The organism is Serratia sp. CY82433, assembly GCF_052166535.1.
GTDB lineage: Bacteria > Pseudomonadota > Gammaproteobacteria > Enterobacterales > Enterobacteriaceae > Serratia > Serratia sarumanii.
Genome location: NZ_JBJNOR010000001.1, coordinates 748,673 through 766,383, shown reverse-complemented (window position 1 = coordinate 766,383; position 17,711 = coordinate 748,673). Strand labels below are relative to the sequence as shown.

Genomic DNA, 17,711 nt, shown 5'->3' with positions numbered 1-17,711 from the left:
TCATGGACATTACCGTTACCGACGCGATTGACGAACACACCCTCGATGCGATCAGGCAAGGCCTGCGCGCTTACAACCTGCCGCATATCGACGCCCGTCACCGCAAGCCGCTCAGCGTCTATGCGCGCGCCGAGGCCGGCACGGTGATCGGCGGGCTGACCGCCGAAACCTGGGGCAACTGGCTGAGCGTCGAATGGCTGTGGGTGGCGGATTCCCAGCGCGGCAGCGGCCTCGGCGGCCGGTTGATGCGCGCCGCCGAACGCGAGGCGCAGGCGCGCGGCTGCCGCTACGCTCGCCTGGATACCTTCAGCTTCCAGGCGCGGCCGTTCTACGAAAAACTCGGCTATCAGCTGCAAATGACGCTGAAAGAGTATCCGGTGGAACATGAGTGTTATTTTCTTACCAAAACCCTGACTGATTAATGGATGGACGGATGGACAGCAAAAGCATGGTGGTGAACTGTGTGGCGTACAAAGCCGGCCAACGGCTGGGCGAAGTGACCATCGACGATATCAGCGAGGTGGTCAAACAGCCGGATACCTTCATCTGGCTGGGGCTGCGGCAGCCGGAGCCGGCGTTTATGCGCAAGGTGCAGGAAGAGTTCGGCCTGCACGATCTGGCGATCGAAGACGCGCTGTGCGCGCACCAGCGGCCGAAGCTGGAAACCTACGGCGACTCGCTGTTCATCGTGGTGAAAACCGCGCAGTGGGGCGAGAACGACGAAATCGAATACGGCGAAACCCATTTCTTCGTCGGCAAAAACTTTCTGGTGACGGTGCGCCACGGCGCCTCGCCCAGCTACGCGCCGATCCGCGCCAAGGCGGAGGAGAACCGCAAGCAGATGTGCCGCGGGCCAGGCTTCGCCCTCTATTCGGTGCTGGACTTCGTGGTGGACAACTACCGCAGCGTGGTGACGCGCTTCGAGAGCACCATCGAGAATATCGAAGCCAACATGTTTCAGTCGGAGTTCGATCAGGCGGCGATCGAGAACGTCTATACCCTGCGCCGCCACCTGTTGGCGCTGCGCAACGCCGCGCTGCCGATGGATGAAATCTGCAACCAGCTGATCCGCCTGCACGAAGAGGTGATCCCGAAAGAGCTGCGCGCCTATGTGCGTGATGTGCAGGATCACGCGCATCAGGTGGTCAGCAATATCGACGACATGCGCGAAATGCTGACCAACGCCATGCACGTCAACCTGGCGTTGGTGACGGTCAAACAGAACGAAGTGGTGAAACGCCTGGCGGGCTGGGGGGCGATTTTGGCCATCCCGACGGTGATCTTCAGCCTGTACGGCATGAACTTCGCCGACATGCCGGAACTGAAGTTCCCGTGGGCCTACCACGCCACGCTGGGGGTGACCGCCGTCGGCTGCATTTTCCTGTATCAGAAGCTGAAGAAATCGGGCTGGCTGTAAGCGCCAAAACGGCGGGTTTTCCCGCCGGAGAAACGATCTGCGGAGCGGCCCGCCACGCCGCTTCAATACAGCATCGGCCGCCGATCGCGATGCACGTGATTGTGGCGGCCGATGTGCTTGTCATCGGCCGAGCCGATATCCATCGATGCCAGCACCATGCCTTCGCCTGCCAGGCTCTGCGTCAATGGATAGCCGTCGGCGTCGACGATCACCGAGCCGCCGATCCACGCAACGCCGCGCTCCGTTTCGCAACGATCGCACACCGCGATGAACAGCCGATTGACGGCGGCGTTGGCCTGCGCCTTCACCATTTCCGCCGGCCGTTCGCCCTGCGGGCGCGGTGCCAGCGGCCAGTTGACCGGCGCGCACAGCAGCTGAGCGCCGGCCAGCGCCGGCAGCCGTACCCACTCAGGGAATTCGAGATCGTAACAGATCATCACCGCCAACCGGCCAAAGCGGGTCTCGACGACCGGCGGCGGCCGATCGCCGGCGGTAAAGATGGTGCTCTCTTCATGCCACAGGTGCGCTTTGCGATAAATCGCCCTCACCCCCTGCGCATCGATCAATGCCGCGCTGTTGGCCACCTCGCCATCGGGCAGGCGCTCGCAGAAACCGGCGACGATCGCCACATCCAACTCGCGCGCCAGGGCTCCCCACAGGCTGAGGCTAGGCCCGTCTTCAGCCTCGGCCAACGCCCGCGCCTCCGCCTTATCGCGCAGCACGTAGCCGCTGTTCACCAGCTCCGGCAGCACGATAACGTTGGCGCCGCGCTGCGCCGCCCGGCGGGTAGCCTGGGCGGACAGCGCCCGATTATGTTCCGCTTCCCCGACCCGCAACGCTAACTGGCAGCATGCGACGCTGATTTTTTCCTTCACTCCCAATCTCCTTACGACCGCCGTTAAACCCATTCGGGAGCCGTGCGCCCCGCCCTCCAGTAAAGCAGCAAAGGCGCCGCGATAAAAGCTCAGTGCGTTTCAGCGCTCGGTTTGGGTCTGCAGCTGCGCTGCCGGGCGGCTCAACAGGCTGCCCAGCACGAAGGCGACGCCGCCGCCCAGCAGGCCGCCGTAGATTGGGCTGTTGGCGTCGATGCCGTGCCAGACCATCAGCCCCACCACGCACAGGCTGCCGGTCAGCATGCTGGCGATGGCGCCGGCGCTGGTGGCGCGCGGCCAGAAGATCGCCCCCACCAGCGGGATCAGCATGCCGCCCACCAACAGGTTGTAAGCCAGGGTCAGCGCCGCCAGCACGTCGCGCACCACGAATGCCAGCCCCAACATGACCGCGCCCATGAGGAGCGTGGTGAAGCGCCCGGCGGCCAACCCGCCGGAAGGTTTGCGCCGGATGGCCGGCAATACGTCCTCCAGCGCGATGGTGGAAGAGGCCAGCAGGCAAGCGCTGGCGGTGGACATCAGCGCCGCCAACGCCGCGGCGGCCACCAGCCCGCTGACGCCGACCGGCAACACCGCCTGCGCGATAGCGGCGAAGGCGCCGTCGGTGTTGCTGAGCGACGGCAGCACGATCTTGCCGGCCATGCCGATCAGCGCGCCGGTCACGCCGTACAGCACGCAGTAGACGCCCGCCCCCAGCCCGGCGAAGCGCGCCACGTTGGCGCTGCGGGCGGTAAATACCCGCTGCCAGATGTCCTGGCCGATCAGAATGCCGAAGAAATAGATCAGGAAAAATACCAGAATGGTGTCCAGCCCGATCGACGACAGCTGGTAGTAACCGGCGGGCAGCAGGCTGGTGAACGCCTCCCAGCCGCCGGCCTTTACGATGCTCATCGGCATCAGCACCAGCATCATGCCGACGGTCATGATGATGAACTGAATGATGTCGGTCAGCGTCAGCGACCACATGCCCCCCAGCGTCGAATACAGCACCACCAGCCCGCCGCCGAGCAGGATAGACGCGCTGAACGACAGGCCAAACATCACCTGCATCACGCTGCCGATGGCGATGATCGAAGTCACCGCCACCATCAGATCATACGCCAGCATGATCGCGCCGCTGGTAACCCGCGCCGCCGGATGATAGCGCCGCGACAACACCTGGCTGACGGTATACAGCTTCAGCTTGAGCAGCGGCTTGGCCAGCACCAGGCTCAACACCACGATGCCCAGCCCCAGCGCGCCGCACAGCCAGACGCCGGAGATGCCGTAGGTGTAGCCGAGCTTGACGCTGCCGATGGTCGACGCGCCGCCGAGCACCACCGCCGACAGCGTACCCAGATACAGCCCCGGCCCCAGGTTGCGCCCGGCGACCAGATACGCCTCTTTGGAATTGGCGCGGCGAATGCCCATCCACCCCACCGCGCCTATCACCAGAAAGTAAAACACCACGACCAGCAGATCGAGATTCATGGGTACCTCCACTCCGTTGTTATTGTTATCAGGGGCCCCGACGCAACCGCTCCGCCGGTAGGGTCAGTGCGCCGCCTCAGCGGGCCGGCAGCACGCACAACATTTCAAACAGCAGGTTGGCCGCCAGCAGCGCCGTGTTGCCGGAGCGATCGTAAGGCGGCGACACTTCCACCACATCGCCGCCCACCAGGTTCAGCCCGTGGCAGCCGCGCACGATCTCCAGCCCCTGCCAGACCGACAGCCCGCCGACCTCCGGCGTGCCGGTGCCCGGCGCGAAGGCCGGATCCAGCCCGTCGATATCGAAGCTGAGGTAAACCGGCGCATCGCCCATCTGTTCGCGGATCTCCGCCATCAGCGGCGTCAGCGATCGGTGCCAGCAGGCCTCGGCCGGCACCACGTGAAAGCCCTGGCGCCGTGACCAGTCGAAGTCGTCCGCCGCATAGCCGCTGCCGCGCAGGCCAATCTGCACCACCTTTTCCGGCGCCAGCAGCCCCTCCTCGAACGCGCGGCGGAAGGTGGTGCCGTGCGCCAGCTGTTCGCCGAACATCTCCTCGTTGGTGTCGGAATGCGCATCGACGTGGATCAGCCCGACCGGGCCATGCCGACGGGCGACGGCGCGCAGCACCGGCAGCGTCAGCGTGTGGTCGCCGCCGAGCGTCAACGGCATGCAGCCGTGCGCCAGGATCTCGTGGTAAGCCGCCTCGATGCGCTGCACGCTGTCCGCCAGGCTGTAAGGGTTGATGGCGACATCCCCCAGATCGGCCACCTGCAGCCGTTCGAACGGGGCGGAGCCGGTGCCCATGTTGTAGGGGCGGATCATCACCGATTCCTGGCGGATCTGGCGCGGGCCATAGCGGGTGCCGCTGCGGTTGGAGGTGCCGATATCCAGCGGAATGCCGACAAAGGCGGCGTCCAAACCGCGCGCCTGTTCGGCGGCGGGCAGGCGCATCATGGTGGGGATACCGGCAAAGCGCGGCATATCGTTACCGCTTTGGGGTTGGTTCAGCATGGCGTTTCCTTGTCTTGATCTGCGATGAATTGAAACATTTGAGCAACATTCGCAGACTACCCCGCTGGCCACCCCGGCTACCATTCCCGCTTTTGCATGTAAACATCGAAAAACGCGATGTAACTAACCTATTGAAGTATTGATTTTTATTTCCACTTCATGCCATAAGGGAGGCCATATCTTCAGCGCCGCACCTATTTTCTCGATGTTAAAAATGGGTTAACCGGCCGACGTTCTGCGGAGGGGACGATGCTCACCAACCTAAGCGATATCGATCTGAAACTGCTGCGGGTATTCGTCGCGGTGGCGGAAGCTCAGGGCGTCAGCGCCGCGCAGGAAGCGCTGCTGATGAACCAGTCTACCATCAGCACTCATCTGGCCTCGCTGGAAACCCGGCTGGGTTTTCGCCTGTGCCAACGCGGCCGCTCCGGCTTCCGGCTGACGCCCAAGGGCGAACGCATGCTGATCGCCTGCCGCTCGCTGTTCAACGCCGCCCGCGACTTCACCCGAGTCAGCCAGTCGCTGAACGGCCTGCTGACCGGCGATCTGCAGATCGGTCTGGTGGATAATCTGGTTTCGCTGCCGGGCAATCCGTTCAGCCAGGCCATCAAACATTTCCAGCGCCGCCACCAGGACGTGCAATTGCAGTGCCGCATCTGTTCGCCGAACGAGATTGAGCAATGGCTGCTGCACCGGCAGCTCGATCTGGGCATCGGCTACTTCGGCCAGCAGTTGGAGGCGTTGCGTTATCAGCCGTGGCTGGAGGAGACGCAGGCGATCTACTGCAGCGCGGATCACCCGCTGTTCACGGTGGAAGAACCGGAGCGCGAGCAGATTGAAAACGCGCGCTGGGTCAAGCGCGGCTACCTGCTGGCGCAGCAGTTGTGCCCGATCGCGCCGCCTCACCTGGCGGCGGTGGCCCACCATATGGAAAGCGTCGCCCATCTGGTGCTGAGCGGCACTTGTCTCGGCTATCTGCCCACCCACTACGCGGCGCGCTGGGTGGAACAGGGGCTGCTGCGGCAGCTGGGCGGCACGGCGCTCTCTTACCGCGCCACGCTCAGCCTGGTCAGCCGCCCCGTCCAGCCCGACGAGGCGTTGAACGCGCTGCTGGAGGATTTGGCGCGCGCCGGCGAAAAAAAAGCCCCGCATGCGCGGGGCCTGACGGACGTTAGCTGACCGGCATGCGCGCCGGATCGGGATACTGATACTCAAAACCCAGCTCATTGCAGATGCGGTTGCCGTCCACCAGCCGCTCATCCTGCTCCGCTTCGTCGGCGAACTGCGGCGGCTCCAGGTGCAGCTGCTCGGCCAGCGCCGGATAAAATTCGCGTTTGGCCGGATGACGCGGCGCGCACAGGTTGTACACGTGGCCGCCCTTCGGCAGCTTCAGCAGCAGTTGGATGGCGGCGATGACGTCGTCCTGGTGCACCAGATTCACCCCCTGCGAACCGCCCTTCACGTCGAGTTTGCCCGCCAGGAAGCGGCCGGGGTGGCGATCGGCGCCCACCAGTCCCGCCAGCCGCAGAATGTCCACCGAGGTATTCGGCAATTCATGCAGCCAGCGCTCCAGCTCGGCCAGCACCCGGCCCGACGGCGAGACCGGCCGCAGCGGCGACTCTTCGCGCAGCGTGCCGGCGGTTTCGCCGTACACCGAGGTGGAACTGGTGAAGATCACGCGCGGCACGCCGAAGGCCATCGCGCTGTCCACCAGCATGCGCACCGCATTGAAATAGTTCTCGCTGCCTTCGACGGTGCGGCGCGCGGGCAGCGTCACCACCAGCGCATCCACGCGCAGCAGTGATTCCAGATCGTCCGGATCGCACTCCAGCTCCGGCGTCAGCTCCAGTTGATAGCATTCGATGCCGCTCATGCGCGCGGCCTCGACGCCGTCCGGCGTGGTTTTGCTGCCGACCACGTCATACCCGCGGCCCATCAGCGACAGCGCCAACGGCATGCCCAGCCAACCCAAACCAATAATGGCTACCTTTTTCATCCTCTTCCTCTCCTGAAGATCGCAGCGCCCTACCCCTAAGGCTACGCCACTGTGCACGGCGATACAATCTGCCCGGCTTAAGGTTAGGTAAAGCCGTGTGTGGCTAATAACCTAACCTGTTTCAATAAATTAAATTTATGACGTTAAAAAAGGGTTGCGCGGTGGACAGCGGATAGTTTAGCTTAATTGGCATACGGTTTTTACCGGCTTTTGATTAGAGAAAAACACCATGACACGCGTTCAGTTCAACCACCATCATCACCATCACCCTGACTAGTCTTTCAGGCGATGTGTGCTGGAAGACGGTTTGTTAATCTTCCAGTGGCGCGCAGAACGCAAGAGAGAGCCCTCGGAAGATTTCTTCCGAGGGTTTTTTTTTTGGCTTCGGACAGACAGAAAGAATATTTTTACAACAAATTCATAAAATTACAGATTAAACAGAGGTTACCATGCTGGACAAGACACGTTTACGGATCGCAATGCAGAAGTCGGGCCGCCTGAGCGAGGAATCCCAGGAACTGCTGGCGCGCTGCGGCATCAAGATCAACCTGCAGCAGCAGCGTCTGATCGCCTTCGCGGAAAACATGCCGATCGATATCCTGCGCGTGCGCGATGACGACATTCCGGGCCTGGTGATGGACGGCGTGGTCGATCTGGGCATCATCGGCGAAAACGTGCTGGAAGAAGAGCTGCTCAGCCGCCGCGCTCAGGGCGAAGACCCGCGTTACTTCACCCTGCGCCGCCTCGATTTCGGCGGCTGCCGCCTGTCGCTGGCCACCCCGCTCGACGCCGAATATACCGGCCCGCAAAACCTGCAGGACGCCCGCATCGCCACGTCTTACCCGCACCTGCTGAAGCAATACCTCGACAAGCAGGGCGTGCGCTTTAAATCTTGCCTGCTGAACGGCTCGGTGGAAGTGGCGCCGCGCGCCGGCCTGGCCGACGCCATCTGCGATCTGGTCTCTACCGGCGCCACGCTGGAGGCCAACGGCCTGCGCGAAGTGGAGGTGATCTACCGCTCCAAGGCCTGCCTGATCCAGCGCGACGGCGAAATGCCGGAAGCCAAACAGCAGCTGATCGACCGCCTGATGACCCGCATTCAGGGCGTGATCCAGGCGCGCGAATCCAAATACATCATGCTGCACGCGCCGAGCGAGAAGCTGGACGAGATCGTCGCGCTGCTGCCGGGCGCCGAACGCCCGACTATCCTGCCGCTGGCCGGCGCGCAGAACCGCGTGGCGATGCACATGGTGAGCAGCGAAACCCTGTTCTGGGAAACCATGGAAAAACTGAAAGCGCTCGGCGCCAGCTCGATTCTGGTGCTGCCGATTGAAAAGATGATGGAGTAACGCCATGTCGACCTTCAACACGCCGATCGACTGGGCAACGTGCAGCGCCGAACGCCAGGCCGAGCTGCTGATGCGCCCGGCAATCGCCGCTTCCGACAGCATCACCCGCACGGTGAGCGAGATCCTCGACAACGTGAAGGCCAACGGCGATCGGGCGCTGCGCGACTACAGCGCCCGCTTCGACAAGGCGGAAGTCGCCGCGCTGCGCGTCAGCGCCGAGCAGATCGCCGCCGCCTGCGCGCGACTGGGCGATGACATCAAACAGGCGATGGCGGTGGCCGTCGCCAACGTGGACACCTTCCACAACGCGCAGCGACTGCCGGCGGTGGACGTCGAAACCCAGCCGGGCGTGCGCTGCCAGCAGGTGACCCGCCCAATCGACTCGGTGGGCCTGTATATTCCCGGCGGGTCGGCGCCGCTGTTCTCCACCGTGCTGATGCTGGCGACGCCAGCGCGCATCGCCGGCTGCCGCCGGGTGGTGCTGTGCTCGCCGCCGCCGATCGCCGATGAGATCCTGTATGCGGCGCAGCTGTGCGGCGTGCAGGAAGTGTTTCAGGTCGGGGGCGCACAGGCGATCGCCGCCCTGGCGTTCGGCACCGAAAGCGTGCCGCGCGTGGCGAAAATCTTCGGGCCGGGCAACGCCTTCGTGACCGAAGCCAAGCGGCAGGTCAGCCAGCGTCTCGACGGCGCGGCCATTGACATGCCGGCCGGGCCTTCGGAGGTGCTGGTGATCGCCGATGCCGGCGCCACCCCGGCGTTCGTCGCTTCCGATCTGCTGTCGCAGGCCGAACACGGCCCGGATTCGCAGGTGATCCTGCTGACGCCGGACGCGGCGATGGCGCGGGCAGTGGCCGAAGCGGTGGAAAGCCAGCTGGCCGAGCTGCCGCGCGCCGAGACCGCCCGCCAGGCGCTGGCGAGCAGCCGCCTGATCGTGGCGCGCGATCTGCCTGAGTGCGTGGCCATCAGCAACCGCTACGGCCCGGAGCACCTGATCATTCAGACCCGCAATGCGCGCGAGCTGGTGGACGGCATCACCAGCGCCGGCTCAGTGTTCCTCGGCGACTGGTCGCCGGAGTCCGCCGGCGATTACGCCTCCGGCACCAACCACGTGCTGCCGACCTACGGTTACACCGCCACCTGCTCCAGCCTGGGGCTGGCCGATTTTCAAAAACGCATGACGGTGCAGGAGCTGACGCCGCAGGGCTTCAGCAACCTGGCCGCCACCATCGAGACGCTGGCCGCCGCCGAGCAGCTGATCGCCCACAAGAACGCCGTGACCCTGCGCGTCGCCGCCCTGAAGGAGCAAGCATGAGCATCGAAAAACTGGCGCGCGCCAACGTTCGCGAGCTGACCCCTTATCAATCGGCGCGCCGCCTCGGCGGTAAGGGCGACGTGTGGCTGAACGCCAACGAATACCCGATCGCGCCCGAGTTCCAGCTGACCGCGCAAACCTTCAACCGCTATCCGGAGTGCCAGCCGGCGTTGGTGATCGAACGCTACGCCGCCTACGCCGGGGTGAAGAAAGAGCAGGTGCTGGTCAGCCGCGGCGCCGATGAAGGCATCGAACTGCTGATCCGCGCCTTCTGCGAGCCGGGCAAAGACGCCATTCTGTTCTGCCCGCCGACCTACGGCATGTACGCCGTCAGCGCCGAAACTTTCGGCGTGGAGCGCCGCACCGTGGCCGCCAAAGAGGACTGGCAGCTGGATCTGCCGGCCATCGCAGACAGCATGGACAACGTGAAGCTGATCTACGTCTGCAGCCCGAACAACCCGACCGGCAACCTGATCGACCCGGACTCGCTGCGCAACCTGCTGGAGCTGGCCAAAGGCAAGGCGATCGTCGCGGTGGACGAAGCCTATATCGAGTTTTGCCCGCAGGCCTCGGTGGCCGGGTGGCTGAGCGACTATCCGCACCTGGCTATCCTGCGCACGCTGTCGAAGGCCTTTGCGCTGGCCGGCCTGCGCTGCGGCTTTACGCTCGCCAACGAAGATCTGATCGCCCTGCTGCTGAAGGTGATCGCGCCTTACCCGCTCTCGACGCCGGTGGCGGATATCGCCTCGCAGGCGCTGAGCGAAGAAGGTATCCGCACCATGCGTCAGCGCGTCACCGACATCGCCGCCACCCGCAGCTGGCTGCAGCAACAGCTGGAAAAATGCGCCTGCGTCGAGCAGGTTTTCGCCAGCGACAGCAATTACCTGCTGGCCCGCTTCACCGCCTCAAGTAATGTGTTTAAAAGCTTGTGGGATCAGGGCATTATCTTACGAGACCAAAACAAACAGCCCGGGTTGTCCGGCTGCCTACGCATCACCATAGGCACCCGCGACGAATGTCAACGCGTGGTGGACGCCTTGTCCGCCCTGCCCGGCGCCAACCAGACTCGCCAGGAGCCAATGTGAGCCAAAAAATCCTCTTTATCGATCGTGACGGCACGCTGATCGCCGAGCCACCGGAAGATTTCCAGGTTGACCGCCTGGACAAGCTGGCGCTCGAGCCGGACGTGATCCCTTCCCTGCTGGCGCTGCAACAGGCGGGGTATCAGCTGGTGATGATCACCAATCAGGATGGGCTCGGCACCGCCAGTTTCCCGCAGGAAACCTTCGATCCGCCGCACAACCTGATGATGCAGATCCTCAGCTCACAGGGCATTCAGTTCGCCGATGTGCTGATCTGCCCGCACCTGCCGGCGGACAACTGCGACTGCCGCAAACCGAAAACCGCGCTGGTGAAGGGCTACCTCGAACCCGGCGTGCTGAATGCCGCCCACAGCTACGTGATCGGCGATCGGCCGACCGACGTGCAGCTGGCGGAAAACATGGGCATCCAGGGGCTGCGCTACCAGCGCGGCGTGCTGGGCTGGAAAGAGATCGTGCGCCAGCTGACCCTGCGCGACCGCCACGCGCGGGTTAACCGCGTGACCAAAGAGACGCAGATCGACGTCAACGTCTGGCTGGATCGCGAAGGCGGCAGCAAGATCAAAACCGGCGTCGGCTTCTTCGATCACATGCTGGATCAGATCGCCACCCACGGCGGCTTCCGCATGGAGATCGACGTCAAAGGCGATCTGTATATCGACGATCACCACACGGTGGAAGACACCGGTCTGGCGCTGGGTGAAGCGCTGAACAAGGCGCTTGGCGACAAGCGCGGCATCGCCCGCTTCGGCTTCGTGCTGCCGATGGACGAGTGCCTGGCGCGCTGCGCGCTGGATATTTCCGGCCGCCCGCACCTGGAGTACAAGGCCGAGTTCAACTATCAGCGCGTCGGCGATCTCAGCACCGAAATGGTCGAGCACTTCTTCCGTTCGCTCTCTTACACCATGGGCTGCACGCTGCACCTGAAGACCAAGGGCAAAAACGACCACCACCGGGTCGAGAGCCTGTTCAAAGTGTTTGGCCGCACGCTGCGCCAGGCGATCCGCGTCGAGGGCAATACCCTGCCGAGTTCGAAAGGAGTGCTGTGATGAACGTGGTGATTTTGGATACCGGCTGCGCCAACCTGGCCTCCGTCACCTACGCGGTGCGGCGCCTGGGTTACCAGCCGGAGGTGAGCCGCGATCCGGAGATCGTGCTGCGCGCCGACAAGCTGTTCCTGCCGGGCGTCGGCACCGCGCAGGCGGCGATGGATCAACTGCGCGAGCGCGATCTGATCGAGCTGATCAAGGCCTGCACGCAGCCGGTGCTGGGCATCTGCCTCGGCATGCAGCTGCTGGCGGCCAGCAGCGAAGAGAACGGCGGCGTGACCACGCTCGGCCTCATCGATACGCCGGTCAAGCAGATGACCGACTTTGGCCTGCCGTTGCCGCACATGGGCTGGAATCAGGTGTCCGCGCAGGCGGGCCACCATCTGTTCCGCGGCATCGATGACGGCGCCTACTTCTATTTCGTTCACAGCTATGCGATGCCGATATGCCCCAGCACCATCGCCCAGGCGAACTACGGCGAGCCCTTCACCGCCGCCGTGCAAAAAGACAACTTCTTCGGCGTGCAGTTTCATCCAGAACGTTCTGGAGCGGCCGGCGCACAACTGTTGAAAAACTTTCTGGAGATGTAGGCAGCATGATTATTCCGGCTTTGGATTTGATCGACGGCAAGGTGGTGCGTTTGCATCAGGGCGATTACGGCCAACAGCGCGACTACGGCAACGATCCGCTGTTACGCCTGCAGGACTATCAACAACAGGGCGCGCAGGTGCTGCACCTGGTCGATCTGACCGGCGCCAAGGATCCGGCGGCGCGCCAGATCCCGCTGCTGCGCAAACTGCTGGCGGGGGTTAATGTGCCGGTGCAGGTCGGCGGCGGCATCCGCAACGAGCAAGACGTCAGCGCCCTGCTGGAGGCCGGCGCCACGCGCGTGGTGATCGGCTCCACCGCGGTGAAACAGCCGCAACTGGTGCAGAGCTGGTTCGAGCGCTACGGCGCCGACGCGCTGGTGCTGGCGCTGGACGTGCGCATCGACGCGCAGGGCGTGAAACGCGTGGCCATCAGCGGCTGGCAGGAGGATTCCGACGCCACGCTGGAACAGGTGGTGGAGCAGTTCCTGCCCTACGGGCTGAAGCACGTGCTGTGCACCGACATTTCGCGCGACGGTACGCTGGCCGGTTCCAACGTGGCGCTGTATCAGGCGATCAGTCGCCGCTATCCGCAGGTGGCCTTCCAGGCCTCGGGCGGCATCGGCAATCTGGATGACATCGCCCAGCTGCGCGGCAGCGGCGTTGCCGGCGTGATCGTGGGGCGCGCCCTGCTGGAAGGTAAATTTAGCGTTGAGGAGGCGATCGCATGCTGGCAAAACGGATAATCCCGTGCCTGGATGTTAAAGACGGGCAAGTGGTGAAAGGCGTGCAGTTCCGCAACCACGAAATCATCGGCGACATCGTGCCGCTGGCGCAGCGCTATGCGCAAGAAGGTGCGGACGAGCTGGTGTTTTACGATATCACCGCCTCAAGCGACGGCCGGGTGGTGGACAAAAGCTGGGTATCGCGCGTGGCGGAGGTGATTGATATTCCGTTCTGCGTCGCCGGCGGCATTAAAAGCGCCGAGGACGCCAGCCAGATCCTGTCTTTCGGCGCCGACAAGATTTCGATCAACTCGCCGGCGCTGGCCGATCCCGAGCTGATTAGCCGCCTGGCGGAACGCTTCGGCGTGCAGTGCATCGTCGTGGGCATCGACACCTGGTTCGACAGTGAAACCGGCAAGTATCACGTCAACCAATATACCGGCGACGAGAGCCGCACCCGCATCACCCAGTGGGAAACCCTCGACTGGGTACAGGAAGTGCAGCGCCGCGGCGCCGGTGAGATCGTGCTGAACATGATGAACCAGGACGGCGTGCGCAACGGTTACGATCTGCAGCAGCTGCGCCGGGTGCGCGAGGCCTGCAAGGTGCCGCTGATCGCCTCGGGCGGCGCGGGCACCATGGAGCACTTCCTGGAAGCGTTCCGCGATGCGGACGTCGACGGCGCGCTGGCGGCGTCGGTGTTCCACAAACAAATCATCAATATCGGCGAGCTGAAAAGGTTCCTGGTTGAACAAGGCGTGGAGATTCGCGTGTGCTGACAGAACAACAGAACAACCAGCTGGACTGGAAAAAAACCGACGGCCTGATGCCGGCCATCGTGCAGCACGCCGTTTCCGGCGAAGTGCTGATGCTGGGTTACATGACGCCGGAAGCGCTGGCGGCCACCGAGCAGAGCGGCAACGTCACCTTCTTCTCGCGCACCAAGCAGCGCCTGTGGACCAAGGGTGAAAGCTCCGGCCACTTCCTCAAGGTGGTCAGCATCACGCCGGACTGCGATAACGACACGCTGCTGGTATTGGCCAACCCGATCGGCCCGACCTGCCACCTCGGCAACAGCAGCTGCTTCCACCCGGCCGCCAGCGACTGGACGTTCCTCTATCAGCTGGAGCAGCTGTTGGCGGAGCGCAAGCACGCCAGCCCGGACAGCTCGTACACTGCCAGCCTGTATGCCAGCGGCACCAAGCGCATTGCGCAGAAGGTCGGGGAAGAAGGCGTGGAAACCGCGCTGGCCGCCACGGTCAACGATCGCGAAGAGCTGACCAACGAGGCCTCGGATCTGATCTATCACCTGCTGGTGCTGCTGCAGGACCAGGATCTGGACCTGAGCGCGGTGATCGGCCGGCTGCGCGAGCGGCATCAGAAAAAAGCGTGACGTTAAATCGCGCCCAATAAAAAAGCCGCCGGGCGTTAACCTCGGCGGCTTTTTTTATCGCTCAACGGGCGGGCTTATTCCATCCATTCGGTATGGAACACGCCTTCCTTGTCGATGCGTTTATAGGTGTGCGCACCGAAGTAGTCGCGCTGCGCCTGGATCAGGTTCGCCGGCAGCACCGCGGAGCGGTAGCTGTCGTAGTAGGCGATCGCAGCGGAGAAGGTCGGCGTAGGAATACCATTCTGCACGGCATAGGCCACCACGTCACGCAGCGCCTGCTGGTACTCGTCGGCGATTTGCTTGAAGTATGGTGCCAGCAGCAGGTTGGCGATATCGGCATCCGCCGCGTAAGCGTCGGTGATCTTCTGCAGGAACTGGGCGCGGATGATGCAGCCGGCGCGGAAGATCTTGGCGATTTCGCCGTAGTGCAGATCCCAGTTGTTTTCTTTAGACGCGGCTTTCAGCTGAGAGAAGCCCTGCGCGTAGGATACGATCTTGCCCAGATACAGCGCGCGACGCACTTTCTCGATGAATTCGGCTTTGTCGCCGGTGAACGGTGCCACTTTCGGGCCGGTCAGCACTTTAGACGCGGCAACGCGCTGGTCTTTCAGCGAGGACAGGTAGCGCGCAAACACCGACTCGGTGATCAGCGACAGAGGTTCGCCCAGATCCAGAGAGCTCTGGCTGGTCCACTTGCCGGTGCCTTTGTTGGCGGCTTCGTCCAGGATCACATCAACCAGGTATTTACCCTCTTCGTCTTTCTTGGTGAAGATGTCTTTGGTGATGTCGATCAGGTAGCTGTTCAGTTCGCCCTTGTTCCACTCGGCGAAGGTTTCGGCCAGTTGCTCGTTGCTCAGGTTCAGCGCCTGCTTCAGCAGGGAATAGGCTTCGGCAATCAGCTGCATGTCGCCGTATTCGATGCCGTTGTGCACCATTTTCACATAGTGGCCGGCGCCGTCTGCGCCGATGTAGGTCACGCAAGGCTCGCCTTCGGCAACCGCAGCGATTTTCTCCAGGATCGGCGCCACCAGCTCGTAAGCTTCTTTCTGGCCGCCAGGCATGATGGAAGGCCCTTTCAGCGCGCCCTCTTCACCGCCGGAAACGCCGGTACCGATGAAGTTGAAGCCCTGGTCGGACAGTTCGCGGTTACGACGGATGGTGTCCTGATAGTAGGTGTTGCCGCCGTCGATCAGGATATCGCCCTTGTCCAGGTGCGGAGTCAGCGAGGCAATGGTTTTATCCGTTGCTTCGCCCGCTTTCACCATCAGCAGGATGCGGCGCGGTTTTTCCAGCGATTCGACAAACTCTTCAACGGTATAATACGGCGCCAGATTCTTGCCCGGGTTCTCAGCGATCACTTCGTCAGTTTTGTCGCCAGAACGGTTGAAAATGGAAACGGTGTAACCACGGCTCTCGATGTTCAGCGCGAGGTTGCGGCCCATTACCGCCATGCCGACAACGCCGATTTGTTGCTTGGACATTTAGGAACTCCTGTCTTTGAATGACACAGACCTGAAGCGTCTGTTATTTATCTACTGTTAGAGGATAGTAACCGAAGTTTTGGCATGTAGGGTAGCAATAGGTGTGATAGGCATGAAAAATCAATTACTGATTACAATACCATCAAAAACCACATTTTTATTATAGTTACCGTATTTTCCAGCCATACTTATTAAAAAATTTAACCATCGAATGACAGAAAAATAGAATATGTTTGATTCCTTTTTTTGATACATTTCCGCCATGATGGATGATTTTCACGCTAGGCACATAGGCAACATGCGTAATGCTGCTGGCTCGAAAACTGAGGTCTGTATCTTCAAAATACAAGAAAAACTGAGGGTCAAATCCTGCGAGTTGCTGCAAAACATCACTACGGAATAGCATAAAACAACCACTGACAATTTGAGGATTCCAGTAGTTATCTGTCTCATTAATAACGTCCACCATATTATAGTGGTCGAGTCTGAACTTAAAAAATTTCTTTACTATCGCAGGAGCAAATGCCCGCAACAGCAAAGTGAATACTGATGGATAGCGTTTGCACAAAAACTGTCGCTCACCATTTCGCCACCGGGCCAACGGCGTCAATAATCCGCACTGAGGGTTATCGTTCATAAACCGCATAGCTACGGCCAGTGTATCTTCGTACAGAATAATATCGGGATTTAAAATAAGATGGTAATCATAGTCATGACTTAATGTCAGATTGTGCGCACGGCCATAACCGATATTTTCACCCGAAATGACTACTCGACAGCAGGGATATTGCTCCTCAAGGAAATGGTGGAGATCCGTTTTCTGTTTGAAACCATTCTCGACGACAGTCACGTCCACTTGAATATTTGGGCAGGCTCGTTCAGCTTTCACGATGGAATCCATCAAAGTAAAGATGTCATCATTAATGTAAAAAGACACAACTGAAATTTGCACACGGATTTTGGCACACTGCCCTGAAATTATATCATTATCAATATGTGTATAATTCATTGTAATGGACACTTACCTGATTTACTCGTAATACCATGAATACCCCCTTGTACAATTGCTTTTAAGTTCTGCAACCGCTGACCAGAAAACAGTAACAAAAAAGTCAATTTCAAGACAAGCTTGTACGTGTCGACCAATTTCCAATTCAAAGGAATATAATCTTTCTTATACAAAAGTATGGCATTCCTAACGAGGTAATAATGACGAAGGGGGCTATGTATTGCAATGTGCCTTCCGGCAAACTCAATGCGTCCGTCTCCCAGGCTATGATGCATTTGCGCGGAAAAAACACCATATGACAACAACCCTTTTGCCCGAGCACGCAGTGCCCACTCTATGTCGACATAATCGATAAAGAGGGATTCATCCATTAGCCCCACCCGTTCGAAAACAGCAACAGGAATCAACGACCCGGATGCAATAAGATGATCAACCTCAACGATATTATCGCAGGAACTTGATGACATTTTGATAATACGAATCCCTTCAACGCGAATAAACCGAGCCCTGACGCTTTGATCTGCGTCAATAAAACAGGGACCAACGGCGGCTAATCCATTCTTGTGCTTAGCCGCCGTCAAAAGTTCTTCAACCATATTATCTGCCGGGAGACTATCCTGATCCATCAACAACACATAGTCGAACCCTTGCTCTTTTGCCATTCGGATACCGCGATTCTGAGCTGCAGCTATCCCTTCATTTTCGGCCAAACACATTAACGTTAATTGCCCAGAAAACTCGGCCAAGGCAATTGTCAGCTGTTCAGAATTGGTTGAATTATTGTCAACAACAACTACAGCAACCTGGCTTGCCAACAGTACCTTAATCTGTCGTTTAAGGCTGGGGATATTAGGATTATAACTTACCGTAATTGCGATTATTTTCCTATTCACACTAGTTTCCCTAAGAAAAAAAGGGCCTCTC

The 17,711-nt window shown here is 60.8% G+C and carries 19 protein-coding genes and 1 other annotated feature; of the genes, 12 read left to right on the top strand and 7 right to left on the bottom strand.

Translation table 11 applies throughout. From position 1 onward, the window contains the following. Nucleotides 1-2: 2 nt before the first annotated feature. Both ACJ8PI_RS03770 and corA read left to right on the top strand, forming a co-directional pair. On the top strand, nt 3-422 hold the full coding sequence (locus ACJ8PI_RS03770; protein ID WP_164134080.1) for a GNAT family N-acetyltransferase: 420 nt from the start codon (nt 3-5) through the stop codon (nt 420-422). A gap of 11 nt (nt 423-433) precedes the next feature. Then, nucleotides 434-1,417: a magnesium/cobalt transporter CorA gene (gene corA, locus ACJ8PI_RS03765; RefSeq protein ID WP_033637778.1), complete on the top strand. Its 984-nt coding sequence runs from the start codon at nt 434-436 to the stop codon at nt 1,415-1,417. A gap of 62 nt (nt 1,418-1,479) precedes the next feature. On the opposite strand, the gene ACJ8PI_RS03760 is transcribed toward corA, so the two are convergent. The 3 genes from ACJ8PI_RS03760 to speB form a co-directional block, all read right to left on the bottom strand. After that, entirely contained in the window at nt 1,480-2,292 is an 813-nt protein-coding gene (locus ACJ8PI_RS03760; protein WP_225845457.1) for a nitrilase-related carbon-nitrogen hydrolase, read from the bottom strand. A gap of 99 nt (nt 2,293-2,391) precedes the next feature. Further along, nucleotides 2,392-3,777: a sodium:solute symporter gene (locus ACJ8PI_RS03755; protein WP_033646725.1), complete on the bottom strand. Its 1,386-nt coding sequence runs from the start codon at nt 3,775-3,777 to the stop codon at nt 2,392-2,394. A 76-nt stretch (nt 3,778-3,853) separates the two neighbouring features. Further along, nucleotides 3,854-4,786 (bottom strand): agmatinase, encoded by a 933-nt coding sequence (gene speB / locus ACJ8PI_RS03750; RefSeq protein ID WP_103772466.1) that lies wholly within the window; start codon nt 4,784-4,786, stop codon nt 3,854-3,856. Between the two features lie 249 nt (nt 4,787-5,035). Between speB and ACJ8PI_RS03745 the strand changes: the two genes are divergently transcribed. Next, complete coding sequence (locus ACJ8PI_RS03745; RefSeq protein ID WP_442528080.1) at nt 5,036-5,965, top strand: LysR family transcriptional regulator; 930 nt, start codon at nt 5,036-5,038, stop codon at nt 5,963-5,965. Here ACJ8PI_RS03745 and ACJ8PI_RS03740 read toward each other — a convergent pair. Further along, nucleotides 5,958-6,782: an SDR family oxidoreductase gene (locus ACJ8PI_RS03740; protein WP_039566785.1), complete on the bottom strand. Its 825-nt coding sequence runs from the start codon at nt 6,780-6,782 to the stop codon at nt 5,958-5,960. The two genes, ACJ8PI_RS03745 and ACJ8PI_RS03740, sit on opposite strands and share 8 nt — an antisense overlap. 229 nt (nt 6,783-7,011) lie before the next feature. Between ACJ8PI_RS03740 and hisL the strand changes: the two genes are divergently transcribed. The 9 genes from hisL to hisIE all read left to right on the top strand — a co-directional run bounded on the left by hisL (nt 7,012) and on the right by hisIE (nt 14,297). After that, complete coding sequence (gene hisL / locus ACJ8PI_RS03735) at nt 7,012-7,059, top strand: his operon leader peptide (protein WP_100396937.1); 48 nt, start codon at nt 7,012-7,014, stop codon at nt 7,057-7,059. Continuing rightward, nucleotides 7,035-7,161: a sequence feature (His leader region), on the top strand. It overlaps the preceding gene by 25 nt. A gap of 70 nt (nt 7,162-7,231) precedes the next feature. Next, nucleotides 7,232-8,131, top strand: a complete 900-nt coding sequence (gene hisG, locus ACJ8PI_RS03730) for an ATP phosphoribosyltransferase (RefSeq protein WP_049234311.1) — start codon at nt 7,232-7,234, stop codon at nt 8,129-8,131. Nucleotides 8,132-8,135: 4 nt separating this feature from the next. Next, complete coding sequence (hisD, locus tag ACJ8PI_RS03725; RefSeq protein ID WP_049234312.1) at nt 8,136-9,443, top strand: histidinol dehydrogenase; 1,308 nt, start codon at nt 8,136-8,138, stop codon at nt 9,441-9,443. Then, on the top strand, nt 9,440-10,528 hold the full coding sequence (gene hisC, locus ACJ8PI_RS03720) for a histidinol-phosphate transaminase (protein ID WP_060428344.1): 1,089 nt from the start codon (nt 9,440-9,442) through the stop codon (nt 10,526-10,528). The genes hisD and hisC overlap by 4 nt, the downstream gene beginning before the upstream one ends. Beyond that, entirely contained in the window at nt 10,525-11,592 is a 1,068-nt protein-coding gene (hisB, locus tag ACJ8PI_RS03715; protein ID WP_033637767.1) for a bifunctional histidinol-phosphatase/imidazoleglycerol-phosphate dehydratase HisB, read from the top strand. Before hisC ends, hisB begins: the two co-directional genes overlap by 4 nt. Continuing rightward, the gene (gene hisH, locus ACJ8PI_RS03710; RefSeq protein WP_033637766.1) at nt 11,592-12,182 is read left to right on the top strand and encodes an imidazole glycerol phosphate synthase subunit HisH; all 591 of its coding nucleotides are present in this window, start codon (nt 11,592-11,594) and stop codon (nt 12,180-12,182) included. The genes hisB and hisH overlap by 1 nt, the downstream gene beginning before the upstream one ends. Nucleotides 12,183-12,187: 5 nt before the next feature. Beyond that, nucleotides 12,188-12,925: a 1-(5-phosphoribosyl)-5-[(5-phosphoribosylamino)methylideneamino]imidazole-4-carboxamide isomerase gene (hisA, locus tag ACJ8PI_RS03705; RefSeq protein WP_033637765.1), complete on the top strand. Its 738-nt coding sequence runs from the start codon at nt 12,188-12,190 to the stop codon at nt 12,923-12,925. Then, nucleotides 12,907-13,683, top strand: a complete 777-nt coding sequence (hisF, locus tag ACJ8PI_RS03700; protein ID WP_033637764.1) for an imidazole glycerol phosphate synthase subunit HisF — start codon at nt 12,907-12,909, stop codon at nt 13,681-13,683. Before hisA ends, hisF begins: the two co-directional genes overlap by 19 nt. Beyond that, nucleotides 13,677-14,297 carry a bifunctional phosphoribosyl-AMP cyclohydrolase/phosphoribosyl-ATP diphosphatase HisIE gene (gene hisIE / locus ACJ8PI_RS03695; protein WP_049194595.1) on the top strand — a complete coding sequence of 207 codons (621 nt, stop codon included), beginning with the start codon at nt 13,677-13,679 and terminating at the stop codon, nt 14,295-14,297. The genes hisF and hisIE overlap by 7 nt, the downstream gene beginning before the upstream one ends. 74 nt (nt 14,298-14,371) lie before the next feature. Here hisIE and gndA read toward each other — a convergent pair whose 3' ends face one another. The 3 genes from gndA to ACJ8PI_RS03680 all read right to left on the bottom strand — a co-directional run bounded on the left by gndA (nt 14,372) and on the right by ACJ8PI_RS03680 (nt 17,680). Next, nucleotides 14,372-15,778, bottom strand: a complete 1,407-nt coding sequence (gene gndA / locus ACJ8PI_RS03690) for an NADP-dependent phosphogluconate dehydrogenase (protein ID WP_004938815.1) — start codon at nt 15,776-15,778, stop codon at nt 14,372-14,374. A gap of 166 nt (nt 15,779-15,944) precedes the next feature. Next, a complete protein-coding gene (locus tag ACJ8PI_RS03685; protein ID WP_074027340.1) occupies nt 15,945-16,787 on the bottom strand; it encodes a glycosyltransferase in 843 nt (280 codons plus the stop codon). Beyond that, entirely contained in the window at nt 16,784-17,680 is an 897-nt protein-coding gene (locus tag ACJ8PI_RS03680; RefSeq protein ID WP_170310392.1) for a glycosyltransferase family 2 protein, read from the bottom strand. The genes ACJ8PI_RS03685 and ACJ8PI_RS03680 overlap by 4 nt, the downstream gene beginning before the upstream one ends. Between the last annotated feature and the right edge of the window lie 31 nt (nt 17,681-17,711).

Bases quoted from the DNA above. Each gene is read 5' to 3' on its own strand.
- ACJ8PI_RS03740 (WP_039566785.1), bottom strand. From the start codon at position 6,782: ATGAAAAAGGTAGCCATTATTGGTTTGGGTTGGCTGGGCATGCCGTTG.
- hisF (WP_033637764.1), top strand. From the start codon at position 12,907: ATGCTGGCAAAACGGATAATCCCGTGCCTGGATGTTAAAGACGGGCAA.
- speB (WP_103772466.1), bottom strand. From the start codon at position 4,786: ATGCTGAACCAACCCCAAAGCGGTAACGATATGCCGCGCTTTGCCGGT.
- hisC (WP_060428344.1), top strand. From the start codon at position 9,440: ATGAGCATCGAAAAACTGGCGCGCGCCAACGTTCGCGAGCTGACCCCT.
- ACJ8PI_RS03685 (WP_074027340.1), bottom strand. From the start codon at position 16,787: ATGAATTATACACATATTGATAATGATATAATTTCAGGGCAGTGTGCC.
- hisG (WP_049234311.1), top strand. From the start codon at position 7,232: ATGCTGGACAAGACACGTTTACGGATCGCAATGCAGAAGTCGGGCCGC.
- hisA (WP_033637765.1), top strand. From the start codon at position 12,188: ATGATTATTCCGGCTTTGGATTTGATCGACGGCAAGGTGGTGCGTTTG.
- gndA (WP_004938815.1), bottom strand. From the start codon at position 15,778: ATGTCCAAGCAACAAATCGGCGTTGTCGGCATGGCGGTAATGGGCCGC.
- corA (WP_033637778.1), top strand. From the start codon at position 434: ATGGACAGCAAAAGCATGGTGGTGAACTGTGTGGCGTACAAAGCCGGC.
- ACJ8PI_RS03745 (WP_442528080.1), top strand. From the start codon at position 5,036: ATGCTCACCAACCTAAGCGATATCGATCTGAAACTGCTGCGGGTATTC.
- hisH (WP_033637766.1), top strand. From the start codon at position 11,592: ATGAACGTGGTGATTTTGGATACCGGCTGCGCCAACCTGGCCTCCGTC.
- hisD (WP_049234312.1), top strand. From the start codon at position 8,136: ATGTCGACCTTCAACACGCCGATCGACTGGGCAACGTGCAGCGCCGAA.
- ACJ8PI_RS03755 (WP_033646725.1), bottom strand. From the start codon at position 3,777: ATGAATCTCGATCTGCTGGTCGTGGTGTTTTACTTTCTGGTGATAGGC.
- ACJ8PI_RS03770 (WP_164134080.1), top strand. From the start codon at position 3: ATGGACATTACCGTTACCGACGCGATTGACGAACACACCCTCGATGCG.